36 protein-coding genes, 1 rRNA gene, 2 pseudogenes and 1 riboswitch are annotated in these 26344 nt (G+C 66.4%); of the genes and pseudogenes, 37 read left to right on the forward strand and 2 right to left on the reverse strand.

The window, feature by feature from the left end:
- A partial coding sequence (locus VNN10_11685; protein HXH22683.1) for a CBS domain-containing protein occupies positions 1 to 351 on the reverse strand: 351 nt, incomplete at its 3' end.
- 384 nt (positions 352 to 735) lie between these two features.
- Between VNN10_11685 and leuS the strand changes: the two genes are divergently transcribed.
- The 3 genes from leuS to VNN10_11700 all read left to right on the forward strand — a co-directional run bounded on the left by leuS (position 736) and on the right by VNN10_11700 (position 5482).
- Positions 736 to 3222, forward strand: a complete 2487-nt coding sequence (leuS, locus tag VNN10_11690; protein ID HXH22684.1) for a leucine--tRNA ligase — start codon at positions 736 to 738, stop codon at positions 3220 to 3222.
- 157 nt (positions 3223 to 3379) lie between these two features.
- Entirely contained in the window at positions 3380 to 4156 is a 777-nt protein-coding gene (locus VNN10_11695) for an alpha/beta fold hydrolase (protein ID HXH22685.1), read from the forward strand.
- 174 nt (positions 4157 to 4330) lie between these two features.
- Complete coding sequence (locus tag VNN10_11700) at positions 4331 to 5482, forward strand: glycosyltransferase family 4 protein (protein ID HXH22686.1); 1152 nt, start codon at positions 4331 to 4333, stop codon at positions 5480 to 5482.
- Between the two features lie 78 nt (positions 5483 to 5560).
- On the opposite strand, the gene VNN10_11705 is transcribed toward VNN10_11700, so the two are convergent.
- Positions 5561 to 6403: a phosphatase PAP2 family protein gene (locus VNN10_11705; GenBank protein ID HXH22687.1), complete on the reverse strand. Its 843-nt coding sequence runs from the start codon at positions 6401 to 6403 to the stop codon at positions 5561 to 5563.
- Positions 6404 to 6513: 110 nt separating this feature from the next.
- Between VNN10_11705 and rrf the strand changes: the two genes are divergently transcribed.
- The 34 genes and pseudogenes from rrf (at position 6514) to rpsD (ending at position 26336) form a co-directional block, all read left to right on the forward strand.
- Positions 6514 to 6631 (forward strand): 5S ribosomal RNA (gene rrf, locus VNN10_11710).
- A gap of 261 nt (positions 6632 to 6892) precedes the next feature.
- Positions 6893 to 7034, forward strand: a riboswitch (cyclic di-AMP (ydaO/yuaA leader).
- A 149-nt stretch (positions 7035 to 7183) separates the two neighbouring features.
- Complete coding sequence (locus tag VNN10_11715) at positions 7184 to 8716, forward strand: trehalose-6-phosphate synthase (protein HXH22688.1); 1533 nt, start codon at positions 7184 to 7186, stop codon at positions 8714 to 8716.
- A gap of 298 nt (positions 8717 to 9014) precedes the next feature.
- Entirely contained in the window at positions 9015 to 9425 is a 411-nt protein-coding gene (gene rpsL, locus VNN10_11720) for a 30S ribosomal protein S12 (protein HXH22689.1), read from the forward strand.
- Positions 9426 to 9427: 2 nt separating this feature from the next.
- Positions 9428 to 9898, forward strand: coding sequence for a 30S ribosomal protein S7 (gene rpsG / locus VNN10_11725; protein HXH22690.1), 471 nt, complete (start codon positions 9428 to 9430; stop codon positions 9896 to 9898).
- A 5-nt stretch (positions 9899 to 9903) separates the two neighbouring features.
- Positions 9904 to 11985, forward strand: a complete 2082-nt coding sequence (gene fusA / locus VNN10_11730) for an elongation factor G (protein ID HXH22691.1) — start codon at positions 9904 to 9906, stop codon at positions 11983 to 11985.
- A gap of 21 nt (positions 11986 to 12006) precedes the next feature.
- Positions 12007 to 12315, forward strand: coding sequence for a 30S ribosomal protein S10 (gene rpsJ / locus VNN10_11735; GenBank protein HXH22692.1), 309 nt, complete (start codon positions 12007 to 12009; stop codon positions 12313 to 12315).
- Between the two features lie 2 nt (positions 12316 to 12317).
- Positions 12318 to 12956: a 50S ribosomal protein L3 gene (gene rplC / locus VNN10_11740; GenBank protein HXH22693.1), complete on the forward strand. Its 639-nt coding sequence runs from the start codon at positions 12318 to 12320 to the stop codon at positions 12954 to 12956.
- A 2-nt stretch (positions 12957 to 12958) separates the two neighbouring features.
- Positions 12959 to 13630: a 50S ribosomal protein L4 gene (gene rplD, locus VNN10_11745; protein HXH22694.1), complete on the forward strand. Its 672-nt coding sequence runs from the start codon at positions 12959 to 12961 to the stop codon at positions 13628 to 13630.
- On the forward strand, positions 13623 to 13928 hold the full coding sequence (rplW, locus tag VNN10_11750) for a 50S ribosomal protein L23 (GenBank protein HXH22695.1): 306 nt from the start codon (positions 13623 to 13625) through the stop codon (positions 13926 to 13928). The genes rplD and rplW overlap by 8 nt, the downstream gene beginning before the upstream one ends.
- A gap of 1 nt (position 13929) precedes the next feature.
- Entirely contained in the window at positions 13930 to 14760 is an 831-nt protein-coding gene (rplB, locus tag VNN10_11755; GenBank protein ID HXH22696.1) for a 50S ribosomal protein L2, read from the forward strand.
- Positions 14761 to 14775: 15 nt separating this feature from the next.
- The gene (gene rpsS / locus VNN10_11760; protein ID HXH22697.1) at positions 14776 to 15069 is read left to right on the forward strand and encodes a 30S ribosomal protein S19; all 294 of its coding nucleotides are present in this window, start codon (positions 14776 to 14778) and stop codon (positions 15067 to 15069) included.
- Positions 15069 to 15404 carry a 50S ribosomal protein L22 gene (gene rplV / locus VNN10_11765; protein HXH22698.1) on the forward strand — a complete coding sequence of 112 codons (336 nt, stop codon included), beginning with the start codon at positions 15069 to 15071 and terminating at the stop codon, positions 15402 to 15404. Before rpsS ends, rplV begins: the two co-directional genes overlap by 1 nt.
- Before the next feature lie 2 nt (positions 15405 to 15406).
- Positions 15407 to 16114, forward strand: a complete 708-nt coding sequence (gene rpsC / locus VNN10_11770) for a 30S ribosomal protein S3 (GenBank protein ID HXH22699.1) — start codon at positions 15407 to 15409, stop codon at positions 16112 to 16114.
- 2 nt (positions 16115 to 16116) lie between these two features.
- Positions 16117 to 16536 carry a 50S ribosomal protein L16 gene (gene rplP / locus VNN10_11775; GenBank protein ID HXH22700.1) on the forward strand — a complete coding sequence of 140 codons (420 nt, stop codon included), beginning with the start codon at positions 16117 to 16119 and terminating at the stop codon, positions 16534 to 16536.
- Positions 16536 to 16775, forward strand: coding sequence for a 50S ribosomal protein L29 (rpmC, locus tag VNN10_11780; protein HXH22701.1), 240 nt, complete (start codon positions 16536 to 16538; stop codon positions 16773 to 16775). The genes rplP and rpmC overlap by 1 nt, the downstream gene beginning before the upstream one ends.
- A pseudogene (rpsQ, locus tag VNN10_11785) lies at positions 16772 to 17020 on the forward strand (30S ribosomal protein S17). The gene rpmC and the pseudogene rpsQ overlap by 4 nt, the downstream one beginning before the upstream one ends.
- A 95-nt stretch (positions 17021 to 17115) precedes the next feature.
- On the forward strand, positions 17116 to 17484 hold the full coding sequence (rplN, locus tag VNN10_11790) for a 50S ribosomal protein L14 (GenBank protein HXH22702.1): 369 nt from the start codon (positions 17116 to 17118) through the stop codon (positions 17482 to 17484).
- Positions 17485 to 17689: 205 nt separating this feature from the next.
- Positions 17690 to 18013, forward strand: coding sequence for a 50S ribosomal protein L24 (gene rplX, locus VNN10_11795; protein HXH22703.1), 324 nt, complete (start codon positions 17690 to 17692; stop codon positions 18011 to 18013).
- A 3-nt stretch (positions 18014 to 18016) separates the two neighbouring features.
- Positions 18017 to 18565 (forward strand): 50S ribosomal protein L5, encoded by a 549-nt coding sequence (rplE, locus tag VNN10_11800; GenBank protein ID HXH22704.1) that lies wholly within the window; start codon positions 18017 to 18019, stop codon positions 18563 to 18565.
- A 48-nt stretch (positions 18566 to 18613) separates the two neighbouring features.
- Complete coding sequence (locus VNN10_11805; GenBank protein HXH22705.1) at positions 18614 to 18799, forward strand: type Z 30S ribosomal protein S14; 186 nt, start codon at positions 18614 to 18616, stop codon at positions 18797 to 18799.
- A gap of 39 nt (positions 18800 to 18838) precedes the next feature.
- Positions 18839 to 19237: a 30S ribosomal protein S8 gene (rpsH, locus tag VNN10_11810; protein ID HXH22706.1), complete on the forward strand. Its 399-nt coding sequence runs from the start codon at positions 18839 to 18841 to the stop codon at positions 19235 to 19237.
- Between the two features lie 40 nt (positions 19238 to 19277).
- On the forward strand, positions 19278 to 19817 hold the full coding sequence (rplF, locus tag VNN10_11815) for a 50S ribosomal protein L6 (protein ID HXH22707.1): 540 nt from the start codon (positions 19278 to 19280) through the stop codon (positions 19815 to 19817).
- Positions 19817 to 20185 carry a 50S ribosomal protein L18 gene (gene rplR / locus VNN10_11820; GenBank protein ID HXH22708.1) on the forward strand — a complete coding sequence of 123 codons (369 nt, stop codon included), beginning with the start codon at positions 19817 to 19819 and terminating at the stop codon, positions 20183 to 20185. The genes rplF and rplR overlap by 1 nt, the downstream gene beginning before the upstream one ends.
- Before the next feature lie 45 nt (positions 20186 to 20230).
- Positions 20231 to 20752 carry a 30S ribosomal protein S5 gene (rpsE, locus tag VNN10_11825; GenBank protein ID HXH22709.1) on the forward strand — a complete coding sequence of 174 codons (522 nt, stop codon included), beginning with the start codon at positions 20231 to 20233 and terminating at the stop codon, positions 20750 to 20752.
- Complete coding sequence (gene rpmD / locus VNN10_11830; GenBank protein ID HXH22710.1) at positions 20752 to 20937, forward strand: 50S ribosomal protein L30; 186 nt, start codon at positions 20752 to 20754, stop codon at positions 20935 to 20937. Before rpsE ends, rpmD begins: the two co-directional genes overlap by 1 nt.
- Positions 20938 to 20995: 58 nt before the next feature.
- Positions 20996 to 21430 (forward strand): annotated as a pseudogene (rplO, locus tag VNN10_11835) (50S ribosomal protein L15).
- 180 nt (positions 21431 to 21610) lie between these two features.
- The gene (gene secY, locus VNN10_11840) at positions 21611 to 22951 is read left to right on the forward strand and encodes a preprotein translocase subunit SecY (GenBank protein HXH22711.1); all 1341 of its coding nucleotides are present in this window, start codon (positions 21611 to 21613) and stop codon (positions 22949 to 22951) included.
- 8 nt (positions 22952 to 22959) lie between these two features.
- Complete coding sequence (locus VNN10_11845) at positions 22960 to 23610, forward strand: adenylate kinase (GenBank protein ID HXH22712.1); 651 nt, start codon at positions 22960 to 22962, stop codon at positions 23608 to 23610.
- A complete protein-coding gene (map, locus tag VNN10_11850) occupies positions 23607 to 24380 on the forward strand; it encodes a type I methionyl aminopeptidase (GenBank protein ID HXH22713.1) in 774 nt (257 codons plus the stop codon). The genes VNN10_11845 and map overlap by 4 nt, the downstream gene beginning before the upstream one ends.
- Positions 24381 to 24534: 154 nt before the next feature.
- On the forward strand, positions 24535 to 24756 hold the full coding sequence (gene infA, locus VNN10_11855) for a translation initiation factor IF-1 (protein ID HXH22714.1): 222 nt from the start codon (positions 24535 to 24537) through the stop codon (positions 24754 to 24756).
- Positions 24757 to 24763: 7 nt separating this feature from the next.
- Entirely contained in the window at positions 24764 to 24877 is a 114-nt protein-coding gene (rpmJ, locus tag VNN10_11860) for a 50S ribosomal protein L36 (protein HXH22715.1), read from the forward strand.
- A 10-nt stretch (positions 24878 to 24887) separates the two neighbouring features.
- Positions 24888 to 25271 carry a 30S ribosomal protein S13 gene (rpsM, locus tag VNN10_11865; GenBank protein ID HXH22716.1) on the forward strand — a complete coding sequence of 128 codons (384 nt, stop codon included), beginning with the start codon at positions 24888 to 24890 and terminating at the stop codon, positions 25269 to 25271.
- Positions 25272 to 25301: 30 nt separating this feature from the next.
- A complete protein-coding gene (gene rpsK, locus VNN10_11870) occupies positions 25302 to 25697 on the forward strand; it encodes a 30S ribosomal protein S11 (GenBank protein ID HXH22717.1) in 396 nt (131 codons plus the stop codon).
- A gap of 12 nt (positions 25698 to 25709) precedes the next feature.
- On the forward strand, positions 25710 to 26336 hold the full coding sequence (rpsD, locus tag VNN10_11875) for a 30S ribosomal protein S4 (GenBank protein HXH22718.1): 627 nt from the start codon (positions 25710 to 25712) through the stop codon (positions 26334 to 26336).
- The last annotated feature ends 8 nt before the right edge of the window (positions 26337 to 26344 follow it).

A 26344-nucleotide genomic window follows, 5' to 3' on the forward strand; every position in this document is an offset into this window, starting at 1 on the left:
CCCCGTGGAATCCACCACCGCCACGCTGCCCTGGGCCTGATGGACCGCCTTCCAGGCCGCCTGCTCCTGGTCGATGCCCGGCGCTACGACGGGAGGGTTGCCGTCCATGATCTCCGCGCAGCGGCGTCCGGGTTCCGCGGCGAGCAAGTCCTCGATGCGGATGAGCCCTTCGAGGCGGCCTTCGCGCACTACTGCGACGTCTACGGCGCTTTCAAAGCGTTTACCGATGATGCCGTCACGCGCTTCCCCGGCCGTCGTGGCGGGTGAAACGACCGGTACATTTCGCACCAGGTGCTGGCTGGCGGTGTCGGCTTCGAACGCCTCGATCAGGGCGAGCCTGCTGTCTTCCATGGTCGCGTCCCTCCGCGCCTTCGCTGCGCCGAATCTAGCACGCGCTCGCATTCGCGGGCCGGTCCTGGGAGAGTGGGCCAGCGAAGGTCGGCTCGACAGGTGAGCGGACAGCGGCCCTTGGCGGACGGCAGGCCAGGTTGTAAGATCGAGGTCTGATGGCTGACGTAATCCCCGGCCAGACGAGTAACCGCGACCTCGCAGTCCCGCGACTCACCGCGGGACGCCCCTCCGCGCTGAACGCCCTCATCCTTAGTTAGCCCCGTCCTGCCCTGGGCGGGTACGGGGCACTCCGGACCTTAGCCGGCGGCTTCAACCCGCCCAGTGAAGGAGGACTGTAGGATGATCCCTCGATTATCGAGCCGAATTGATAGGATCAGGGACGCTATGACCGAGACCCGGGAACGGCCGGCCCGCGAGGTGCGCATCGACCGCTACGAGCCGAAGACCTTCGAACCGAAGTGGCGGGAGCGTTGGGAGGCCGAGCAGATCTACAAGACCTTCGAGGACCCCTCGAAGCCGAAGTTCTACTGCCTGGACTTCTTCCCCTACCCCAGCGGCGACGGTCTCTCAGTCGGCCACGTCCGCAACTACGTGCCCACGGACGTCATCTCCCGCTACTACCGCATGCGGGGCTACAACGTGCTGCACCCGATGGGCTGGGACGCCTTCGGACTGCCGGCGGAGAACCACGCGATTCAGACAGGCATCCACCCGGCTCAGACGGTGAAGAACAACACGGACACCTACAGGCGCCAGCTGCGCATGGTGGGCACCTCGTACGACTGGTCGCGCGAGATCAACTCGAGCTCGCCGGACTACTACAAGTGGACGCAGTGGTTCTTCCTCTTGCTGTACAAGCGCGGCCTGGCGTACCGCGCCATCCAGCCCGCCTGGTGGTGTCCGAAGGATGCGACCGTCCTGGCGAACGAGGAGGTCGAGGGTGGCCTCTGCTGGCGTTGCGGCACGGAAGTGGTCAAAAAGGACATGCCGCAGTGGTTCTTCAAGATAACGGACTACGCCGACCGCCTGATCGAGGACCTGGACCTGATTGACTGGCCGGAGCGCATCAAGACGATGCAGCGGAACTGGATCGGCCGCAGCGAGGGCGCCGAGTTCGAGATGAGGGTCCAGGGCCGGGAGGGGCTCTCCTTCCGCGTGTTCACTACGCGGCCGGACACGAGCTTCGGCATGACGTTCGCCGTGCTGGCGCCCGAGCACCCGCTGGTGCCCGAAATTACCACACCGGACCGGCAGGACGAGGTGAAGGCCTTCGTCGAGCGCGTCTCGCGCGTGTCCGAGATCGAGCGGCTGTCCACCGAAGGTGACATAAAGTCGCGCGGGGTCTTTACCGGGGCGTACGCCATCAACCCGTTCAATCAGCGTCCGGTCCCCATCTTCCTCGCCGACTACGTGCTCGCCACCTACGGCACCGGCGCGATTATGGCCGTGCCCGGCGAAGACCAGCGCGACTGGGATTTCGCGAAGGCGTACGGTCTGCCGATCATCCGCACGGTGCAACCTCCCGAGGGCTGGGAGGGCGAGGCCTACACCGGCGACGGCCCGAAGATCAACTCCGATTGGCTGGATGGGACGCCAACGGTGGCCGAAGCGATCGAGAAGGCGATCGCCTGGCTCGTGGACCAGGGCATCGGCGAGCGCACCATCAACTACCGCCTGCGCGACTGGCTGATCTCTCGCCAGCGGTACTGGGGCGCGCCGATCCCGATCGTGCACTGCGCCAGGTGCGGCGAGGTGCCGGTGCCCGAGGACCAGTTGCCGGTGCGCCTGCCCGATATCGAGAACTATGCGCCCTCCGGCACCGGACGGAGCCCGCTGGCCAATGTCCCGGAGTTCGTGAACACCACCTGCCCGAACTGCGAGGGCCCAGCAGAGCGCGAGACGGACACGATGGGCGGCTTCGCCTGCTCGTCCTGGTACTTCCTGCGCTTCACCAGCCCGCACGAAGACAGCTACCCCTTCGACCCGCAGGCCATGCGCTACTGGATGCCCGTCGACCTGTATGTGGGCGGCGCCGAGCATGCGGTAATGCACCTGCTGTACGCCCGCTTCTGGACGAAGGTGATGTACGACGCGGGGATCGTGCCGTTCAAGGAGCCCTTCCAGAAGCTCATGAACCAGGGCGTCGTGCATGCGCCCGATGGGCTGCGCATGTCCAAGAGCAAAGGCAACGTGATCACCCCGGACAGCGTCGTCGAGCGGTTCAGCGCCGACGCCCTCCGCGGCTACGAGCTCTTCATGGCACCCTTCGAGCAGAACGTGAACTGGAGTGAGGAAGGCGTCCGCGGAATCCATCGCTGGCTAAACCGCGTCTGGCAGTTGGTCCTCGACGAGCCGGACTATGGCGACCCTGGCGCCGAAGCCGTGCGCGAGATGCGCCGCTGGACGCATCGGACGATCCGCAAGGCGACGGAGGATATCGAGCGGCTGCACTTCAACACTATGATCTCGGCCCTGATGGAGTACACGAACTTCCTGCAGGCGGCGCGCGAGGCGGGGCCGGTGCAGCGCGAAGCGTGGGATGAGGCCATCGACGCGATGCTGCGCATGCTGGCTCCGCCCGTGCCCTACATCGCCGAGGAGCTCTGGATGCGCCGGGGCGGGGCGTTCAGCGTCCACCAGCAGTCATGGCCCTCATACGATGACGCGCTGGCGGCTGCCGATACGTTCACGCTGGTCGTGCAGGTCAATGGCAGGTTGCGCGACCGGTTCGAAGTGCCTGTCGACATCAGCGAGGAGGCGGCGAAGGAGATGGCTCTGGCCAGTCCGCGCGTGCGTGCCCACACGGAGGGCAAGGAGCTGGTGCGCGTGCTTTACGTCCCCGGCCGCCTGGTGAACATCGTCGTCAGGTAGCGCACATGTCGCGGCGCGCCGTTGACACGCTCCGGCACTCCCAGGACCAGGGCTCAGACGCTCGGGCGGCAGTGGCGGGACAGGGCAATGACCTCCGGCCGCTGGGCGGGCGGGAGCAGCGAGGCGCGTCACGTTAGGCCGCTACCTCCTGGCGCCGTTGCTAGCCGCCATGCTGCTGGCCGCTTGCGGCGACGACGATGGTGGCGGCGCCGGCGCCGGGGACGCGCCCAAGGTGACGCCAACGCCGCGGGAAGTCACCGTCATCAGCACCATTCCCGCCCTCAGTCCAACTCCGGCTACCGGTGGCGGTCGCGCCTCAGACGAACGTGTCGCCTTCCAGACAGAGGACGGAGTCGTCATTCGCGGGCACGTCTATACGGCGCCGGGGCCCCAGCGGCGGGCCGTGATCTTCGCCCACATGTTTACCGATGACCAGCGCTCCTGGCAGCCCTTCGCGAGGGAACTGGCGGCCTCCGGCGTGGCGACCCTGACCTTCGACTTCCGCGGTTACGGCGAGACCGGCGGTAGCAGGGACGTGAGCCGCATTGACCGCGACCTGGCCGCGGCCGTGCTCTTTCTGAAGTCGCGGGACTATCCGCTCATCTACCTGGTAGGCGCGAGCATGGGTGGCACGGCAGCCCTGAAAGTCGCCGCCAGCCAGGAAGTCGCGGGGGTCGTTGCCGTCTCCGCACCTGTCAGCTTCATGGGCCTGAGCGCGCAGTCGGACGTTACGCGCGTGACGGAGAGAAAAGCCTTTCTCGCCAGCCGTAACGACCCCGAGGGCGCCGCCCAGGCCCTGCAGCAATTCATGCAGCTGGCGCCGGAACCCAAGGAATCCTTCCTCTTCGAGGGTTCCGCGCACGGTACGGCCCTGCTCCAGGGCGCGACGGCAGGGCCATTCAAGGCCTGGATAAGCGAATTCGTACAACGCTAGCGGCCCGCGCCTGTAACGGTTCATCGCTTTCCCGGGTTTTCGACCGTAGGAGATGGGGGCAGCTTCGTTACGGGGCCGTGAGGACAGGTGAACCCGGAGGGGCTTGGAGCAAGTGGCCGTCTTGTGTTAAACACTGCCTGATGGCTACTGTCCGAGTTCCCCGTCCGACGTAGATTGAGAATCCTCGTTGTAAGCCCGTACGACCTCGCGATCTCCGGCGGCGTCACCAGTCACGTCAACCAGGTCGTAAAGCAGTTTCGGCGCATGGGCCATGAAGCCCTGCTGCTAGGCCCCGCTTCCCGTCCCCTCAAGCCCGATCGCTTCACGGTCCGCATCGGCGGGACCATACGCTTCTTCTCGAAGGGAGATGCGGCGCGGATCAACTTCAACCCTCTGATCATTCGCGAAGTCCGGCGCTTCCTCAGCGGCCAGGAGTTCGACGTTGTCCATCTACACGAGCCGTTCGTGCCATTCCTTGGCCCGGCAGTCCTGAAGCTCGGCAAGGCGATCAAGATCGGCACCTACCACGCCTCTCGGTCCGGGCCGCACTGGCCTTACATCGTCATCCTGCCGTTCATTCGCTTCTGGGACCGGCGACTGGACGGCCGCATTGCCGTCTCCGGGCGGTCGCAGATGCTGATCAACCGCTACGTGCCGGGCGACTACAAGATCATCCCTAACGGCATCGACTTCGGGCGCTTCGCGACGCCAGCGGGCCAGCCACAGAAGTTCCGGGACTCCAACCCTACGATCCTTTATGTCGGGCGCCTCGAACCGCGGAAGGGCGTCGAGTACCTGATCCGCGCCTTCCCGATGATCAAAGCCGCGATGCCGAAGGCGCGCCTGGTGATCGTTGGCGAAGGCGGACTCATGGACAACTGCCAGCGCCTGGTGAGGCGCCTTAACCTGGACGATGTCTTCTTCGAAGGACACGTGCCGGGGTCGCAGCTACCTGGCTACTTCCAGCGCGCCGACCTCGTGTGCGTGCCATCCACGGGCAACGAGAGCTTCGGCATTGTGCTCGCCGAGGCCATGGCCGCGGGGACGCCCGTGGTCGCTTCCCGGATCGAGGGGTTCCGGACGCTGATCGAAGACCGGCGCACGGGCGTTTTCGCCGAGCCGCGCGACCCGGAAAGCATCGCCGAGAAGGCGCTCATGGTGCTGCAGAGCGGCGAGTTTCGCCAGGAGCTAATCGAGAACGGCCAGGAGAAGGCCAGGCGCTACGACTGGGAGAACGTGTGTTACGAGCTCCTGGAGTACTACGAGTCGTTGCTGGAGACGGTGCCGGCCAGCAAGCCGCGGGCTGTGCTCAGCACGGCTGGCTGAGGCGAGGCAGGGCACCCGCAAAGCCCGCCAGGGTCCCGTGAGCGCGCGGTAGGTGTGGTCGGACTGGCGTAAGTGGGCTCAGCCTGCGCGCGCTGGCGCCAAGGGCTCCACCCGAGACCGCCGCCGCAGCATTGGCAGCGCTCGGTCACCGCCGGAGGAGAAGCGCTTCTCGATCACCATGGCAACGCCGAGGCCGGCGGAGGCGACCACGAGTCCGGCCACGCCATCGAAGAAGTAATGGTTTCCCGTGACGACGGTCGAGAAGAACATCGTTACGGGTATGGCGAGCACGGTGAACCGCAGCCAGGTACGGCCGAGCGTGCCCACGAGGCCAAGGGTGACCAGGAAATTCCAGCCCACGTGCATGGAGGGCAAGGCGGCGTAGTGGTTCACGCCTGGAATGCTGGAATAGGTCGGCACCAGCGGGTGGTTTAGGGCCGTGTCCACGAAGCCAAAGCCGGGGAGGAGCCGCGGCGGCATGGTCGGCGTGAGGAGATAGAAGCACACGGCGATACCGCCCGAGATGAGAAAGGCGTTGCGCAATAGGACATAGGTCGGGCGGTGGGAGAGGAAGAGCCAGATTGCCGTGGGGATGATGAGCGGGAAGAGGCCGTAGAAGTACACGATGTTGAAGGGCTCGATGAGGCCACCCGTCTGGAGGACGAGCTGCTGCAGAGCCAGCTCCTCGAAGAGGCCGAGGTTGCGCTCGAGGTCGATAATCCAGAGCGCCGTCTCGAATGCGTCCGTCGTGCGGTCGGCGGCGAGGCCGCGGACTTGCGAGTAGACCAAATAGCCCAGGCCCACGAGCAGCACCTCTGGAATGAAGCGCAACCCGGCCTGGGATAGGCGTCCGGCAGTCTGGCCAGCTGCGGTGCGGGAGTTCAGCGCTGTGCTCGATTCCTTGACCGAAGTGCCTGCCAACGCATGAAAATTTACCCGAAAACGAGCCCTGCTGCGACCCCTGGAGGCTAGCAGAACTGAATCGACGGCCAGCGTTTGAGACGCGAGTCACGATTTGCTATGATCTTCGGGCCGGTGGCCAGAGCGCGGTGGCCCCACCCGTTCCCATCCCGAACACGGAAGTGAAACGCCGCAGCGCCGACGATACTTGGGGCGCAAGCCTCTGTGGAAAATAGGCCGCCGCCGGTACTGTGAAGGCCTCGACGCGAGAGCGGGAGGCCTTCATCTTTTTCGGGCATTCGGGCATTCGGGCATTCGGGCATTCGGGCAGGCAAGTCGTGGCCGGTCCATGGTCCCGGCCTCGATGTCTCGAGCATGTGCACAGGTCCTCGTTGCAAGCAGGCGGCGAGCCGCAGCCGGCCGCCGCTGTAATGATTTCGAAACCCCGCGCAGACTCGAAAGGTGACAGCGCTGTCTATAGACAGGCGGCAGTTGCGGTCATAGAGTGATGAAGGCAAACGGCCGAGTCTCCTTCCCGTCGAAGGAGAGCGGGGGAACCAAACATCGGGGTGCATCTCGCGAAAGCGAGAGGGGCAGTTCTCTTTCAGCCCTAACCCGTCAGCTAACCTCGTAGGCCACTGAAAGAGGACGGGTTCTGGTCTCTGCTAAAGGCCGGGGTTGTCCTCCGGCTTTCGTTTTCCTCCTTGCTTGGGCGGGAGGACAAGCAGCCGGCCTGCGGAGCGCCAGGACCCTCCTCCCCAGTAGACGCCCTTCCCGCAAGGGCGACCGAAAGGGAGAAGCATGCTCGCGCAGATTCAACCCGCCCCCAGCCCAGCGCGCCCCGTCACCGAGCCCAGCCGCAGGCTGATCGTAGCCAGTAACCGCGGGCCCTTCGTGCACTCCTTCAGCGACAGCGGGCGCATCGTCCGCACTGCTGCCGCGGGAGGGGTCGGTACGGCCCTTACCGCGGCCAGCCACATGGCGCCCCTGGTCTGGCTTGCCGCGCCGGCGTCGGACGCGGACCGGATGCTCGCGATCGCTGACCGGGCGGTGCCACTGGGAGAAGCCAGCGTTGTGCGCTTTGTGGAGGTGCCGGAGGAGGCGCAGCGGCTGTCTTATGAGGTTTTCGCGAACCCGGTCCTGTGGTTCGCGCAGCACGGCCTGACGTCCCTGCTGGAGCGCGACCTCCTGGGGCCGGAGGTCTGGCGCGCCTGGGAGCACGGCTACCGGCGCGTGAACCAGGTGCTTGCCGCGGCGATTATCCGCCAGGTGGATGAAGAGGGCTCGGACAGCGTGATGCTGCACGACTACCACCTCTACCTCGCCTCGCGCACGGTGAAGGCCCTGCGGCCGGCAGTGACCCTGCAGCAGTTCGTCCACATACCTTGGCCTGCGCCACACGCATGGGAGGCGCTGCCGCCGAAGATGGTCTCGGCCATGTGCCGAGGCCTGCTGGGGAACGACAGCCTTGCCTTTCAGACGGAGGAGTCGGTCGAGCACTTCCTGGCAACGTGCTCGATCTACCTTCGCGATGAGGTCGACGTGAAGGCCGCGTCCGGGGAGGTCAAGCGTAACGGCCGGACGACGACGGTCTGGTCGAACCCCATCTCAGTCGAAGTCAGGGCCCTGCGGGAAGAAATGGAGTCGAGTGAGGCCGCACGCTATCGCGCGCTGCTAGAGGTCGAGCGCGCGAGCTGCGAACGGCTGATCGTGCGGGTGGACCGGCTGGACCCGAGCAAGGACATCGCGGGTGGCTTTCGGGCCTACGAGCGGCTCCTGGAGGGTCGCCCCGAGTGGCGCGGCAAGGTCAGGTTCCTTGCCTTCCTGGTACCTTCGCGGACGTCAATCCCCGAGTACGCCAGCTACGCGCGCGAGGTTATGTCCCTGGTGGAGCGCATCAACCGCCGCTTCGGCACGCCAGGGTGGCAGCCGCTACGGGTGTTCCACGAGCACAACCGCCTCCAGGCCCTCGCCGGGCTCGAACTGTACGACGTACTTCTCGTGAACTCGGTGGCGGACGGGATGAACCTCGTGGCGAAGGAGGGTCCTGTCCTGAACCAGCGCGATGGTGTACTCGTTCTGTCCACCAGCGCCGGCTCCTACGCGGAGCTGCGCCGCGGCGCGGTTGGCGTGCCGCCCGGGGACGAGGCGGCGACGTCGGCCGCCCTCGACCTGGCGCTGCGAATGCCCGCGGGCGAGCGCCGCGCCCGGGCCGAGGAGCTCCGCGCCTGTATCGAACGGCACCAGCTTGCGGACTGGCTGCGCCTGCTGCTCAAGGACATGACCATCAGGGGCTACGTCAGGGAGCTCTCGCGAGCAGGCAGCCACGGTTGAGTGGTCTTCGTGAAAGGCGTTACAAACCTGTTGACGCGCTCGGAGTCGGCTGGTAGCATCTAGTTTTGGCACGTCCCTGCCTGCCACCTCGGTCCTTTGTGGGCCGGAAGACCAGAAAGTGACAACGGCCGACCGCGTTGCCCTTCGACTAGCTCAGGGTGAGCGCAACGTCGAAGGACAGCCATCCTTCTGATCTCGGGGATGAGGCCGGCTGGCTCAGGAATGACGGCTTTCGGCCCTTCACTGTGGCCTGCGGTTGGCGGCAGCGCGCCGGAATTGGGAGTAAGGAAACAAAGACTTGCCGACGATCAACCAGCTTGTGAGGCGTCCGCGCTCCGCGCCTTCCCGGAAGACGAAGGCTCCGGCCCTGCGCTGGCGCTACAACGCCCTGCACAACAAGACAGAGTGGACCAAGGGCTCACCACAGAAGCGCGGGGTCTGCGTGCAAGTCCGCACCATGACGCCGAAGAAGCCGAACTCGGCCCTGCGCAAGATCGCCCGTGTGCGCCTGACGAACCAGATGGAAGTCACGGCCTACATCCCGGGGGAGGGCCACAGCCTTCAGGAGCACTCGGTGGTGTTGATCCGCGGCGGGCGCGTAAAGGACCTGCCCGGCGTCCGGTATCACATCATCCGCGGCGCGCTCGACGCGTCGGGTGTCGCTAACCGCAAGCGCGGCCGCAGCAAGTACGGCGCGAGGAAGAGCTAGCCATGCCGCGACGAGGCCGCGCCCCCAGGCGAGAGATCCCGCCGGACCCGAAGTTCCACAGCCGGCCGCTGCAGGCGTTCATCAACAAGGTGATGGTCGGCGGCAAGAAGAGCACGGCGGAGCGCATCGTCTATGGCGCCCTGGAACTCGTCGAGCAGCAGGCCCACCGGCCGGCGATGGACGTGTTCGACCAGGCGCTGCGCAACGCCACGCCGGCGGTCGAGGTGAAGCCTCGGCGCGTCGGCGGCGCAACCTACCAGGTCCCGGTGGATATTCGCGCCGAGCGGCGATCGTCCCTGGCCATGCGCTGGCTCGTGCGCTCCGCCCGGGCCAGGCGGGGCCGGTCGATGGCCGAGAAGCTGGCGGGCGAGCTGCTGGATGCGGCCGCGGGCCAGGGCGCGACAGTGAAACGCAGAGAGGACACGCACCGGATGGCGGAGGCGAACCGCGCCTTCGTCCACTACCGCTGGTAATCGCCATGCCCCGCAAGACCTCGATTGAGAACCTCCGCAACATAGGCATCATCGCCCATATCGACGCCGGGAAGACCACGGTCACCGAGCGCATCCTCTATTACACCGGCCGTACCTACAAGATCGGCGAGGTGCACGAGGGCACGGCGGTCATGGACTGGATGGCCCAGGAGCGGGAGCGCGGCATCACCATTACGGCCGCCGCCACCACCGCCGAATGGAAGGGCCACCAGGTGAACATCATCGACACCCCTGGGCACGTCGACTTCACGGTAGAAGTCGAGCGCAGCCTGCGGGTGCTCGATGGCGGCGTCGTGGTGTTCGATGCGGTGGCCGGCGTCGAGCCGCAGTCGGAGACGGTCTGGCGGCAGGCGGACCGCTACAACGTGCCGCGCATCTGCTTCGTCAACAAGATGGACCGCACGGGTGCGGACTTCTGGCGCACGGTGGACATGATCGCCGAGCGGCTGGAGGCGCGTCCGATCCCGATCCAGATCCCCTGGGGCGTGGAAGCCGACTTTCAGGGCGTGATCGACCTGGTCGAGGAGCGCGCCTGGTACTTCTCCGGCGAGCGCGACACGCCGCCCGAGGAGCGGCCTATCCCCGAGGAGCTGCAGGACGCCTTCGAACGGGCGCGAGACCGGCTGATCGAGAAGGTGGCGGAAGAAGACGAGCAGCTCATGATCTCGTACGTGGAGGGGCGCCACGTTACGGTGACCGAGCTGAAGAAGGCCCTGAGGCGGGCGACCCTCAGCGGCGCGATCACCCCCGTCCTTTGCGGCAGCGCCCTGCGCAACAAGGGTATCCAGCTCCTGCTGGACGCCGTGGTCGACTACCTACCGTCGCCGGAGGACATCCCGCCGGTGAAGGGCACGAACCCGAAGACGGGTGAGGTGGAAGAGCGCAGGGCCGATGACAAAGAGCCCATGGTCGGCCTGGTCTTCAAGATCGTGTCGGACGAGTACGTAGGCCGGCTGGCATACGTCCGCATTTACTCCGGGATCGTCACGAGCGGTATGGCGGTGTTGAACACGACGCGCGACAAGCAGGAGCGGTTCGGCCGGCTGCTGCGCATGCACGCTAACCAGCGCGAGGAGGTAACCGACGCCGCGGCTGGCGAGATCATCGCTGCCGTGGGCCTCAAGAACACCTTCACCGGAGACACGCTCTCCGACCCCTCGAAGCCCCTCGTCCTCGAACCGATCAAATTCCCCGAACCGGTAATCTCCCAGGCAATCGAGCCGAAGTCCAAGGCGGACCAGGACAAGATGTCCGAGGCCCTGGTCAAGCTGTCCGAAGAAGACCCTACCTTCCGCATACGGTTCGACGAGGAGACGGGACAAACACTGATCTCCGGGATGGGCGAGCTTCACCTGGAAGTGATCGTGGACCGGATGATGCGAGAGTTCGGCGTGAACGCGACCGTCGGCCGCCCGCAGGTGGCCTATCGCGAGGCGCTAACGCGCCCGGTGCGCGTCGAGGGCCGCTTCGTGCGCCAGACTGGCGGCCGCGGGCAGTACGGCGTCATCTGGCTCGAGGTGGAGCCGCGGGAGCGCGGCGCCGGGTTCCTTTTCGAGAACAAGATTGTCGGCGGCGCCGTGCCGAAGGAGTATCTGCCGGCGGTCGAGGCGGGCGTCAAGGACGCGCTCGAGAGCGGACCTCTCGGCGGTTACCCGGTGGTCGATGTGAAGGTGGCGGCCGTGGACGGTTCCTACCACCCGGTCGACTCCTCGGAGATGGCCTTCCGCATGGCAGCGATCGACGGCATGCGCAAGGCGATGGAGATGGCGGACCCGGTCCTGCTGGAACCGATCATGAAGGTGGAAGTGCGGACGCCAGAGCAGTTCTTCGGCGAAGTGCTCGGCGACATCAACTCGCGGCGTGGCCACGTGCAGGAGGTGGAGAGCTTCGGGTCGCTGCAGATCATCCGCGCCCTGATACCCCTGGCCGAGACCTTCGGCTACACCACGGACCTGAGGTCTCTGACCCAGGGCCGGGCGACGCAGACGATGGAGTTTGACCACTACGAGGTCGTGCCGCCGCAGGTGGCAGAAAAGCTTGGCGCGCGCCAGAAGGTGCGCCGCTAAAGGGAGCGAAACGGAGAAGGGATGCCGAGGCAGAAGATCAGAATCCGGCTGAAGGCTTTCGACCACCGCATCCTCGACCAGTCTGCCGAGCAGATCGTCGAGGCGGCGGAGCGGACGGGCGTGTCCGTGGCGGGGCCGATCCCTCTCCCCACCGAGATCAAGAAGTTCACGGTGAACCGCTCGCCTTTCGTGGACAAGGACTCACGGGAGCAGTTCGAGATCCGGACGCACAAGCGCCTTATCGACATAATCGAGCCTTCGTCGCGGACGGTGGACACGCTGATGCGCCTGCAATTGCCGGCGGGCGTAGACATCGAGATAAAGCTGTAGACATGACGCAGGCGCTACTGGGCCGCAAGCTTGGCATGACGCAGGTATTCACCAGCAACGGTGAAGCCCGGGGCGTCACCGTGGTTGAGGCTGGCCCCTGCGTCGTGGTGCAGATCAAGACGCAGGAGAAGGACGGCTACAACGCCATTCAGGTCGGCTTCGGCGCTGTGAAGCGGCTGAACGAGCCGATGAAGGGCCACCTGAAGCGACTGGGGCAATTCCGCTGGCTGCGGGAGTTCCGGGTGGACGACCCGAACGAGTTCGAAGTCGGCCAGAAGCTGGGTGCCGAAATCTTCTCCGAGGGTGACCTCGTGGACATCGTCGGACGCTCGAAGGGCCGGGGTTTCGCCGGCGGCGTGAAGCGCCATCACTTCAGCGGCGGCCCGAAGACGCACGGGCAGTCGGACCGGCACCGGGCGCCGGGTTCCATCGGTTCTGGCACCACGCCCGGCCGGGTCCGCAAGGGCCTGCGCATGGCCGGCCACATGGGAGACGAGCGGGTTACTGTGAAGAACGTGCGCGTTTTTCAGTCCGACCCTGCCCGAGGCGTCATCCTCCTCGAGGGATCTGTGCCCGGCGGGGTCAACGGACTGGTGCAGATCAAGAGAAGCCGCCGTCAGGGCAAGCGGGCCAGAGGATAGGCATGAAGCTGGCAGTCCATAACATCAAGGGCGAGGAGGTGCGGACGATCGACGCCGACGACAGCGTTTTCGGCCTGCCGCCTCACCACGCGGCGATGCGGCAGGCGCTCCTGGCACAGCTGGCGAACCGCCGCGCCGGCTCGGCCAACACGAAGACTCGCGGCGAGGTCGCCGGCTCCACCCGCAAGATCAGGCGCCAGAAGGGCACCGGCGCGTCCCGCCAGGGCGCGATCCGGGCGCCGCACCACCGCCACGGCGGCATCGTATTCGGGCCCAAGCCGCGCAAGTACCGCCAGGCGCTGCCGAAGATGGTGCGGCGTCTGGCGATCCGTTCCGCGATCTCGGCGCACGTCGAGGCCGGCACGCTCAAGGTCATCGACACGCTCGGCTTCGATGCTCCGCGCACCAAGTCGATCGTCGAGCTGATGGCAGCCTTCGGCATGCCGCGCTCGGCGCTGCTGGTGACCGAGGGCGCGAACCGGCCGCTGCACCTCAGCGCCCGCAACGTCGAGGGCGCTAAGGTGCTGCCCGCGGACTACCTGAACGTGGATGACTTGCTGAAGCACCGGGGCGTGATCATGAGCGTCGAGGCTGTGCGCCGCGCCGAAGCCCTGTGGGGCGGCGAGCGCGCGACCAAGCGCCTGGCGCCAGTAGGGGGGCGAGCCGATGGATAAGTCGCTCAGCCCGTATGCAGTCATCAAGCGTCCGTTGGTGACGGAGAAGAGCACGTCCCTGTCCGCGGCGAACAAGTACATCTTCGAGGTGGACATGCGCGCGAATAAGCCGCAGATCAAGGCCGCGGTGGAGAAGGCGTTCGACGTCACGGTCACGGACGTGAACGTGATGGTCATGAAGGGAAAGCCGCGGGGACGCACCCGCAGCCGCCGCGCTCAGACCTACGGCAGCGACTGGAAGAAGGCCGTGGTGACGCTCGCGCCCGGAAGCAAGATCGAGCTGTTCGAGGGGGTTTAGGATGCCGGTAAAGCAGTTCAAGCCCACCTCAGCGGGGCGCCGGGGCGCCAGCGGTTACACGTTCTCGGAGATCACGAAGACCGAGCCCGAGAAGGCGCTGCTGAAGCCGAAGAAGAAAACGGCGGGCCGCAACAACCGCGGCGTCGTCACGGCGCGGCATCGCGGCGGCGGCTCGCGCCGGAAGCTGCGCGTCATCGACTTCAAGCGTGACAAGCACGGGGTGCCCGGCAAGGTGGCGGCGATCGAGTACGACCCGAACCGCACCGCGCGCATCGCGCTCATCCACTACCGTGACGGTGAGAAGCGTTACATCCTGGCGCCCGCCGGGCTGCAGGTGGGGATGGTGGTGGAGGCCGGGCCGTCGGCGGACATCCGCGTCGGCAACTCCCTGCCGCTGCGGAACATGCCTACCGGCACCATGGTCCACAACATCGAACTTGTGGCGGGCCGCGGCGGCCAGATCGTCCGCAGCGCCGGCGCCTCGGCGCAGTTGATGGCCAAGGAGGAGCAGTACTGCCTCCTCCGGCTGCCCTCGGGTGAGATGCGCCGAGTCCCGTCCGGCTGCATGGCGACTGTCGGGCAGGTCAGCAATGTCGAGCACGCCCTTGTGAAGCTCGGTAAGGCGGGCCGCAAGCGCTGGCAGGGCCGCCGGCCGCACGTCCGCGGCTCGGCGATGACGCCGCGGGACCACCCGCATGGCGGCGGCGAGGGCAAGGCGCCCATCGGCCACCCGGGACCGAAGACGCCCTGGGGCAAGCCCACGCTTGGCTACCGCACGCGAGGCAAGAAGCCGAGCGACAGCCTGATCGTGCGGCGCCGGTACGACAAGTAGAGGAGCCGGTAAGGGATGTCGAGGTCAACCAAGAAAGGCCCGTTCGTCGACGAGAAGCTGATGCGGCGCGTGGAAGCGGCGCAGCGCAGCTCCACGCGCAGCGTGCTCCGCACCTGGTCGCGCGCCTCGACGATCATGCCCCAGATGGTCGGCCTGACGATCGCCGTGCACGATGGGCGCCGGCACGTCCCGGTGTTCATCACCGAGAACATGGTCGGCCACCGCCTGGGCGAGTTCGCGCCGACGCGCACTTTCCGCGGCCATGCCGGCGGAAAGTCTGACCGGACGACGCAGGTGAGGAGGAAGTAGTGGAGGTCGTCGCGAAGGGCAAGAACGTCCGCACGGCGCCGCGTAAGGTCCGCCTGATCCTGCGCCCCCTGAAGGGCCGGACGATCGACGAGGCGGTGGCAATCCTGCGCAACCTGCCCATGCCCGTCGCGCGCAAGGTGGAGAAGCTGGTGAAATCCGCAGCCGCGAACGCGGAGAACAACTACAACATCCCCTCGAGCGTGCTGCGGATCAAGAACGCCTACGCCGACGAAGGTGTGCGGCTGGACCGCTACCGCGCCGGCCCGCGGGGACGGGTGAAGCCCTGGGTCAGGCGCTACAGCCACATCACCGTGGTCGTTGAGGAGAGGGAGTAGCCATGGGTCACAAGGTCCACCCGATCGGCTTTCGCCTGGGGATCCTGTACCCCTGGCAGAGCAAGTGGTATGCGGACCGCAATTACACGCAGCTCCTTCACGAGGACCTGGAGATCCGGAAGCTCGTGTTCAAGCGCCTCGCGGACGCGGCGATCTCGCGGGTTGAGCTGGAGCGCAACGCGAACCAGGTGATCGTGACGATCCACACAGCGAAGCCCGGCATCGTAATCGGCCGCGGCGGCCAGAAGGTCGATGAGCTACGGAATGCGCTGGAGAAGCTCACCAACCGGCGCGTACGGGTCAACATCATCGAGATCAGGCAGCCGGAGCTCGACGCTTACCTCGTGGCGAAGAGCGTGGCGGAACAGCTGGAGCGCCGGGTGGCCTTCCGGCGGGCGATGAAGCAGGCCGTGACCCGCACGATGCAGCGCGGCGCCCGCGGCGTCCGCATCCAGGTCGCGGGCCGTCTCGGCGGCGCGGAGATGTCTCGCCGGGAGACGGAGAAAGAAGGCCGGGTGCCGCTGCACACGCTGCGCGCGGACGTGGACTTCGGCCAGGCGGAAGCGCACACGACTTTCGGCCGCATCGGCGTGAAGGTCTGGATCTACAGGGGCGACGTGCTGCCGGAGCTGCCGCAACAGCGGCAGCGCGGCCCGGAATCTTCTGAGGAGGGAGCGGCGCCTGAGCCGGCGCCGGCGGGAGCGAGCTAGGGATGCTGCAACCGAAGCGGGTCAAGTACCGCAAGCACCATCGCGGACACCGCCGCGGGCGTGCCAACGCCGGCAACCAGGTCTCGTTCGGCGAGATCGGCCTGCAGGCGACGAGCGCGGCCTGGGTGGACAGCCGCCAGATCGAGGCCGCCCGGCGGGCGATCACCCACCACTTGAAGCGCGGCGGCAAGGTCTGGATCCGCATCTTCCCGGACAAGCCGGTGACCAAGAAGCCGGCGGAGGTCCGAATGGGCAGCGGCAAGGGTCCCGTCGACCACTGGGTGGCCGTCGTGCGGCCCGGCCGGGTGATGTTCGAAATCGCTGGCGTGCAGCATGACCTCATGAAGGAAGCGCTGCGCCTGGCGGCGCACAAGCTGCCCTGTTCGACCCGCGTGGTCGAGAGGGAGCACGAGGCGGTCTGATGGCAAAGAGGAGCAACCAGGAGTTCGCCGAGCTGGCAGCCCTCGATAACGTTCGCCTCGGCCGAGAGCTCGAGGAGGCCCACCGCCAGCTCTTCACGCTGCGGCTGCAAGTGGCCACGCGCCAGCTTCAGAACGTCAAGCAAGTGGGAAAAGTGAGGCGCAAGATCGCCCGCATTAAGACGCTGCAGCGGCAGAGAGAGTTGGGCCTCGGCCAGCCGGCCCGAAGGGGAGGACGCTGATGGCAGGGGCGCGCCAGAAGGTCGGCGTCGTAGTCAGCAACAAGATGGAGAAGACAGCCGTGGTCGCGGTGGAGCGCCGCTATCCGCACCCGCTGTACCGGAAGATCGTTCGCCGGACCAAGAAGTACAAGGTGCACGACCCCCAGAACAGCGCGAACCTGGGCGACGTCGTCCGGATAGTGGAGACGCGGCCGCTTTCGAAGGAGAAGCGCTGGCGCATCGCCGAGGTCATAACCCGGGGCGATGTCGCGGAGCTCAAGCCGACGGAGGTAGGCGAGTCCGAAGTGGCCGAGGTCATCGGCCGACCGGCTGAGGCGCAGGGCGCGGAGGCGAAGGGCGAATGATACAGAAGTTCACCCGCCTCAAGGTCGCCGACAACTCCGGCGCGCGAGAGATCATGTGCATCCAGATCCCCGGCGGCAGCCGCAAGCGCTACGCCCGCGTCGGCGACGTGATCGTCGCCTCGGTAAAGCAGGCCCAGCCCGGTGCCGCGGTCAAGAAGGGCGATGTGGTGCGTGCGGTCGTGGTGCGGGTGGCCAAGAACTACGGCCGGCCGGACGGCTCCTACATCAGATTCGATGAGAACGCGGCCGTGATCCTGTCCGACAAGCTGAACCCGAAGGGGACGCGCATTTTCGGGCCGGTGGCGCGTGAGCTGCGCGAGCGCGACTTCATGAAGATCGTGTCGCTGGCGCCGGAGGTGATCTAGTGCTGTCGAGGGCTGTGGGGGCTCGCGAGATTGCCACGTCGCTGCGGGCGCCTGGGGCGGCCTCCGCTCCTCGCAATGACGGGCGGAGGGCCGGAGGTGATCTAGTGCCGTCGAGGGCTGTGGGGGCTCGCGAGATTGCCACGTCGCTGCGGCCGTCAGGGGCGGCCTCCGCGCCTCGCAATGGCCGGCGGAGGGCCAGGGTCTGATGGCGAAGATCCGGCGGAACGACACAGTGTTGGTGATCACGGGCAAGGACCGCGGCAAGACCGGCGTGGTTCGCCAGGTGCTTCCCAAGCACGGGCGGGTCATCGTCGAGGGGATCAATCAGGTTAAGAAGCACCAGCGGCCGACCCAGCAGGCGGGCGTGCCCGTGCCTGGTGGCATCGTGGTAAAGGAGGCGCCGCTTAGCGTCTCCAACGTGATGCTGCTATGCAAGGAGTGCAACCAGCCGGCCCGGGTGGGCCACCGAGTCCGACAAGATGGAGTGAAGGTCCGCGTCTGCAGGCGCTGCGGCGCGGACGTGGACTGACGCATGGCATCGCGAGTACAGGACCTATACAAAGAGCGCGCGGCTCCGGCCCTCCAGAAGGAGTTCGAGTACAAGAACCCGATGGAGGTGCCGCGCCTCGAAAAGATCGTGCTCAACATCGGTGTTGGCACGGAGGCGCGTGAGAACCCGAAGGTGCTCGATTCGGCCTCGGCCGACCTGGCGACGATCACGGGCCAGAAGCCGGTAATCACGCGCGCCAAGAAGTCGATCGCCAACTTCCGGCTGCGGGAGGGCAACCCCATCGGCGTGATGGTGACCCTGCGCGGCCAGCGGATGTACGAGTTCTTCGACCGCCTGGTGAACGCGGCGCTGCCGCGCATCCGGGACTTCCGCGGCCTTTCGCCGAAGGCTTTCGACGGCCGTGGTAACTACAGCCTGGGCGTGAGGGAGCAGCTGATCTTCCCCGAGATCGACTACGACAAGGTGGAGCGCATCCGGGGGATGCAGATCAACATCATCACGACGGCGAAGAACGACGAGGAAGGAAAGAGGCTGCTCGAGCTCCTGGGCATGCCCTTTGCCAGGAGCTAGGAGAAACACCTCCCGGCCGTCAGGCAGGGAGGAGGAGGACGGAGAAGCGTGGCCAAGGTCTCGATGATCGTCAAGGCGAACCGGCCGCCGAAATTCCCGGTGCGGAAGCGCAACCGCTGCAAGCTTTGCGGGCGTCCGCGCGGCTACATCCGCATGTTCGGCATGTGCCGCATCTGCTTCCGCAGGCTGGCGCTCGAGGGCCAGATCCCGGGCGTGACGAAGTCGAGCTGGTGAGACGCTTCGAGTGCTCACGGGGCAGTGGGAGGCTGAGGCATGAGTGTTTCTGACCCAATCGCGGATATGCTGACGCGCATCCGGAACGGTGTGCACGCCAAGCACGACGCCGTGGTCATGCCGTCCTCCAAGCTCAAGGTGGCAATCGCGAAGGTCCTGCGCGATGAGGGCTTCGTGAAGGACTTCGAGGTCGAGCAGGAGAACGGCCGGCCGATGCTGCGCGTCTATCTGAGCTATACGGGGCGCAAGGACCCGGTGCTCACCGGCATCAAGCGAGTGTCAAAGCCGGGGCTGCGGGTGTACGTCCAGAAGCGGGAGATCCCGCGCGTGTTTGGCGGCCTCGGCGTGGCGATTCTGTCGACGCCCGAGGGCGTGATGACGGGCCAGGCGGCACGCCAGCGCAATGTCGGCGGCGAGATACTGTGCTACGTGTGGTAGATGACGAAGGAGAGGGCGCGGCGCAGGCCGCGGGGAAACGATGTCGCGAGTAGGTAGGCTGCCGATACCAATCCCGTCTGCCGTGAAGGTGGACATCGATGGGCCGAAGGTCAAGGTCACGGGCCCGAAGGGCAACCTGAGCCGGGAGATCGACCCTGAGATGCGGCTGCACCTGGAGGAAGGCCGCCTCGTCGTCACGCGCCCCAGCGACGAGCCCAGGCATCGGGCGATGCACGGCCTGACGCGGGCGCTCGTCGCGAACATGGTGACCGGCGTCGAGCAAGGGTTCCGGAGGAGCCTGGAGCTGGTCGGCGTTGGCTATCGGGCGCAGAAGCAGGGCAACAAGCTCGTCCTCTCGCTCGGCTTCTCGCACCCGGTCGAGATCGAGCCGCCTCCCGGCATCAGCTTCGAGGTCGAAGGCAACCGCGTGCACGTGGACGGGATCGACAAAGAGCAGGTGGGCCAGGTGGCGGCAGACATCCGCAAGCGGAGGCCGCCGGAGCCTTATCTGGGCAAGGGCATCCGCTACGTCGGCGAGCGGGTGAGGCGCAAGGCCGGCAAGTCAGGGAAGGGCCGCTGATGAAGAGCAGCAAGACACCACGCGCGGCCCGCGTCCGCAGGCACGTGCGTCTACGCAAGAAGATCATGGGTACGCCGGAAAGGCCGCGCCTGGCGGTCTTCCGCAGCCTCTCGCACATCTACGCCCAGGTCATCGACGACCGGCAGGGCCACACGCTCGCGGCCGCATCGGACCTCGACAAGGACGTGGCTTCCCTGGCGAAGGGCAAGAAGAAGTCAGAGGTCGCGACACTGGTGGGCAAGGCGGTGGCGGAGAAGGCGCAGAAAAAGGGCGTGTCGCAGGTCGTCTTCGACAGGGGCGGCTACCCCTTCCACGGGCGCGTCAAGGCGCTTGCCGAGGCGGCCCGGGAGGCAGGACTGAAGTTCTAGGGATCGGTGCGGAGCGCGCCAGCGCCGGCCGCCGGGGAGTAGGGGATGGTAACAGCGGCGAACCGAGTTGATGCCACCGGGCTCGACCTTCAGGAGAAGGTCGTGTTCATCAACCGCGTGGCGAAGGTGGTCAAGGGCGGCCGCCGCTTCAGCTTCACGGCTGTCGTCGTCGTCGGAGACCGCAACGGGCACGTGGGTGCGGGCATGGGCAAGGCGAATGAGGTGCCGGACGCCATCCGCAAGGGCGCTTACATCGCCCGCAAGAACCTCATCAAGGTGCCGATGCAGGGTCACACGCTGCAGCACGGGATGGAAGTCAAGTACAAGGCGGCGAAGGTCCTCCTGAAGCCTGCCGCGCCCGGCACGGGCCTCATCGCTGGCGGCGGCGTGCGCGCCGTCATGGAGATGGCTGGCGTCAAAGACGTGCTGGCGAAGTCGCTGGGCAGTAACAACATCATGAACGTGGTGCAGGCTACGATCCTCGGCCTGGCCCGGATGAAGGACCTGAAGGCTGAGAAGCAGCGCCGCATGGCGGCGGCGGGGAATGGTTCACGGAGCTCCCAGTAATGCCGCGTCTCAAGGTCACGCTAACGAAGAGCCCGATCAGCCAGAAGAAGGACCAGCAGCTCACGGTGCGCTCGCTGGGCCTGCGCAGGCTGCGCCAGACGGTCGTGGTCGATGACAACCGCACGAACCGGGGCATGGTGCACAAGGTGCGCCACCTGGTCACGGTGGAAGAGGTGCCGGAGTAAATACGGCTTCCGGCCGCGGAGACCACGTAAGGGACCGCGGCGCGAAAGGTCCAGAGTCATGTTTCAGAACGACCTCAGGCCCGTACCAGGGTCCGTCCACAAGAAGAAGCGCGTCGGCCGCGGCAATGCCAGCGGGCACGGCACCTACTCAGGCCGCGGCATAAAGGGGCAGAAGTCCCGCTCCGGGCGCGACCTGCGCATTGGTTTCGAAGGCGGGCAGATCCCGCTCGTGCGGGCGCTCTCCCGCGTGCGCGGGTTCAACAACAAGTTCCGGGTGGAGTTCGAGGCGGTGAACGTCGCCAGGCTCGAGGCCGCGGCCGTGAACGGCGAGGTCACGCCGGAGACGCTGAAGGCGGCGGGTGTCGTGAAGTCCAACCTGCCGATCAAGGTCCTCGCCGACGGGGAACTAAGCGCGAAGCTCAAGGTCTCGGCGCACCGCTTTTCGGCCGCGGCGCGCGCCAAGATCGAGGCGGCCGGCGGTAGCGTCGTCGAGCTCATGCCGCGGCCTGGCGCCCAGAGCGCGGTCGAAGCTGCCGCGGAGGCGCCGGTAGAGGCTGCGCCAGCCGCCGAGGCGGCAGAGTCAGCGCCCGCGGAAGCAGCCGCGCCGGATGCGGCGGCGCCTCGCAGGCGGCGCACCCGCGCCGCCGGGGCCGAAGAGGCCAGGGAAGAGTAGATGGCGCTCGCTCAGAGGGCCCAGGCCCAGAGGCCGCGACTGCTGCAGGCGCTGATCGACTCCTGGCAGCAGCCGGAGGTGCGGTCCAAGCTCGCCTTCACGATGGCGATGCTCGTCGTATTCCGCTTCGTCGCGCACGTGCCGATCCCGGGCGTGAACGCGGACCTGCTGAAGGCCGCTTTCGAAGACGAGGGCGGAGTCGGCGCCTTCCTCGGGCAGCTGAACCTGTTCAGCGGCGGCGCCCTGCGCCAGCTAAGCGTGGCCGCGCTGGGCGTGTATCCCTACATCACGGCCTCCATCATCATGCAGATACTGATCCCGATCATCCCTTCGCTCCAGGCGCTCTCGAAGGAAGGGGAGCAGGGGCGAAACCGCATCCAGCTTTACACGCACTGGCTGGCTGTGCCGATGGCTATCGTCCAGGGCTACAGCCAGCTCCTGATCCTGGAGCAGGCGGGCGCGGTGACGGGCATCGGGTTTACGGGCGCCGAGGCGCTGCCGACGCTGGCTGCCGTGATCTCGATGGCGGCCGGGACCATGTTCCTGGTCTGGCTCGGCGAGCTGATCACGGAAAAGGGCATCGGCAACGGTGTTTCGATCATCATCTTCGGTGGCATCGTGGCGGGCGTGCCCGGGCTGCTGCCTCAGGTCTTCGACTCTGACCTTGCGCTCTTCAACATCTTCCTGTTGCTGCTCATCGTGCTCGTGGCCATCGCGTCGATCGTCTACTTCCAGGAGGCGCAGCGGCGGGTGCCGGTGCAGTACTCGCGAGCTACCTTCCGCGCCGGGCGGGTGTACCGCCAGCAGGGCGCGTCGCACATCCCCCTCCGAGTCCTCTCGGCCGGGATGATCCCGATTATCTTCGCCTACTCGATCATGCTCTTCCCTGCCTTCATGGGTCAGACGCTGGCGACATCTGCCGGCTTCGTCGGCGACGTCGGCCGGTTCCTCGCTGACGCGTTCAGCCCCGGGAAGGTCTGGTACTACCTGGTGGTGTTCGTGTTCGTGCTGGCCTTCACGTACTTCTACACGTTCGTGACGTTCCAGCAGCAGAACCTGGCAGAGAACCTGCAGCGCCAGGGCGGCTTCATACCAGGGATTCGCCCCGGGCGCCCTACGGAGCAGTACATCCTGCGGGTGGTCGGACGCATCACCTTTGCCGGCGCCCTGTTCCTGGGCGTGATTGCCGTGATGCCCTACTTCGCGACGGCGCTCACGGACGTGCAGGCGCTGACACTGAGCGGCACGGGCCTGCTGATCGTCGTCGGCGTGGTGCTGGACACGATGAAGCAGCTGGAGGCGCAGCTGCTCATGCGCAACTACCAGGGATTCATCCGCTAAGGAGCCGCATGTACGTAGTCCTCCTTGGCGCGCCCGGCACGGGCAAAGGCACTCAGGCGGTGATCATCGCGGAGAAGTATGGCTGGCCCCACATCTCGACGGGGGACATGCTGCGCGAACACGTCGCGAAGGGCACCGAGCTCGGGGCGAAGGCGAAGGGCTACATGGACGCGGGCGCCCTGGTGCCGGACGCGCTTGTGATCGAGATGCTCGTCGACCGCCTGCGGCGGCCTGACGCAGCTTCGGGCTTCGTCCTGGATGGCTTTCCCCGCAACCTCGCGCAGGCCCAGGCGCTGGACCGGGCGCTGTCCGAGGCGGGCAAAGCCATCGACCTTGCCCTGAACATCACTGTCCCGGACGACGAGCTCGTGAAGCGTCTCAGCAGCCGTTGGCTCTGCAGGAGCTGCGGCGCCATCTACAACGAGAATGTCAGCCCGCCGAAGGTCGCGGGAAAGTGCGACAAGTGCGGCGGCGAGCTCTACCAGCGTGATGACGACAAGCCGGAAACGGTGCGCGCCCGCCTGCAGCAGCAGAAGCCGCCTGCGGAGCTGATCGAGCACTATCGCGCCCAGCGGAAGCTTGTCGACATCGACGGCATGCAGCCCGTCGAGGCCGTCACGGCGGCGATTGCAGCGGCGATCCAGGGTCGGGGCCAGTGATCGGGGCTCGCACGAACATGATCAACATCAAGTCGGACGACGAGATCCGGATCATGCGCGAAGCCGGCCGTCATGTGGCCCAGGTCATGCAGATCCTGGTCGACGCTCTGAAGCCCGGCATCCGTACCAAGGACCTCGACAAGATCGTGCGCCAGGAATACGCGAAGCGCGGCGTCGTGCCAACCTTCCTCGGGTACGCCTACCCGCCATACCCGGCCACGGTATGCGTCTCTGTGAACGATGAGCTCGTGCACGGCATCCCGGGAAACCGGATCATCCAGCCGGGCGACCTCGTGAGCATCGACCTGGGTGCGACCTACAAAGGTTTCGTCGGCGACCACGCCGTCACAGTCTGCGTGCCCCCGGTGACCGAGGAGAAACAGAAGCTCATCGACGTGACTCGCGGCGCGCTCATGGCCGGCATCGAGGCGGCGCGGGCGGGCGTGCGCCTGGGCGTCGTATCGCACACCATACAGCAGTACATCGAGAGCCGCGGCTACGGGGTCGTCCGCGAGTACGTGGGGCACGGCGTGGGCCGGGCGATGCACGAGGAGCCCCAGGTGCCGAATTTCGGCTCGCCCGAGCGCGGGCCTACGCTCCGGCGAGGCATGGTGCTGGCGCTGGAGCCCATGGTTACCGTGGGTGACTGGCGCACGAAGAAGCACGCCGACCAGTGGACGGTGAGCACGCTCGACGGCAGCCTCTGCGCCCATTTCGAGCACACCATCGCGATAACGGATGACGGCGCGGAGATCTTGACCCTGCCGTGAGCAGGAGCAGGTGGCAAGGAGTCAGGCCCATCGCGGGCAGGGCTGTCGAAGATCGAGGGGGCGGCTCGGATAGAACTGGCGGAAGAGTACAATGGGAAGGTATATTAAATAGCTATCAGTCCCAAGGAAGGAGCATCAGACCCGCTGGGTCTCTATGCCCGGAAAAAAGGAAGCGATCGAAGTCGAAGGAGTGGTGAAGGACCCACTGCCTAACGCTATGTTCAGGGTGGAACTGGCGAACGGCCATCAGGTGCTGGCCCACCTCTCCGGCAAGATGAGGATCAACTACATACGGATCACGCCCGGCGACCGGGTCCTGGTGGAGCTTTCACCGTACGACCTCACGCGGGGACGGATCACGTACCGGCTGAGGTAAGGACGGCATGAAGGTCAGGGCATCGGTCAAGCCACGCTGCGACAAGTGCAAGGTGATCCGGCGCTTCGGCGTGGTGCGGGTGATCTGCGAGAACAAGCGCCACAAGCAGCGCCAGGGCTAGGAGAGGCTAGATGGCACGAATCGCCGGCGTCGACATCCCGCGCGAGAAGCGCGTCGATATCTCCCTGCGCTACATCTACGGCATCGGGCCGCACTCCGCGCGCCTGATCTGCAGCAAGACGCAGATCGACCCGAGCACCAAGGTCCGCGACCTTACCGACGATGAGGTCAGCCGCATCCGCGAGATCATCGACCGGGAGTTCATGGTCGAAGGTGACCTCCGCCGCGAGGTCCGGCAGAACATCCAGCGCCTGATCGAGATCAACTGCTACCGCGGCATAAGGCACCGCCGCGGCCTGCCGGTGCGCGGCCAGCGCACCAAGACCAACGCGCGCACCAAGCGAGGCGCGCGCCGGACGGTGGCGGGCAAGCGCAAGGCCGTCGGCAAGAAGTAAGAGCGAATCGAGAAGGGGAATACGTAGAGGATGGTCCAGAGGCGAGGACGCGCTACACGAGGGCGACGCGAACGGAAGTCTGTTCCGCGCGGCCGCGCCTACATCAAGTCCACCTTCAACAACACGATCATCACGCTCACGGACCCGAACGGGAACGTGCTCAGCTGGGGCAGCGCCGGTACCGCGAACTTCAAGGGGTCGCGGAAAAGCACGCCCTTCGCCGCTCAAATGGCGGCCGAAGGCGCCGCGCGGCGGGCGATGGAGCATGGTCTGCGCCAGGTGGACGTGTACGTGAAGGGCCCGGGTAGCGGCCGGGAGGCGGCGATCCGCTCGCTACAGGCCGCCGGCCTCACGGTCCTCAGCATTCGCGACGTGACGCCCATACCACACAACGGCTGCCGGCCACCCAAGCGGCGGCGAGTCTAGGAGAGGTAGCGAATGGCTCGATACCACGGGCCGGTGTGCCGGCTCTGCCGCCGTTACGGAGAGAAGCTCTTCCTGAAGGGCGACCGCTGTTTCGGCCCCAAGTGCGCCATCGTGCGGCGCCCGAACCCGCCCGGCTCTGCCGTCCAGCGGCGCCGGAAGGTGTCCGACCGGGGCCTGCAGTTGCGTGAGAAGCAGCGCGCCAGGGTCTTCTACGGCCTCCTGGAGCGCCAGTTTCGCCGCTACTACCAGGAGGCGCTGCACCGGCCGGGCGTGACCGGTGTCAACTTCATCCAGCTCCTCGAGTCGAGGCTCGATAACGTCGTCTACCGGCTCGGGTTCGCCGATTCGCGCAAGCAGGCGCGCCAGTTGGTGCGGCACGGCCACGTCAGCCTCAACGGCCGCAAGACGGACATCCCTTCGGCGCTCGTGAAGGTCAACGACGAGGTGTCCTTTACGCCGCGCGGTCGCAAGACGGAGTACGTCAAGACGCTGCCGGAGATCCTCAAGTCCAAGCAGGTGCCCTCATGGCTGTCGTTGGACATGGCGGCCCTCAAGGGGCGCGTAATCGGCACGCCGACCATCGAGGAGGCAGAGTCGCTTTTCGACCCGAACGTAATAGTGGAGTTCTACTCGCGGTAGTCCCTCAC

Source organism: Dehalococcoidia bacterium, from assembly GCA_035574915.1.
GTDB lineage: Bacteria > Chloroflexota > Dehalococcoidia > DSTF01 > WHTK01 > DATLYJ01.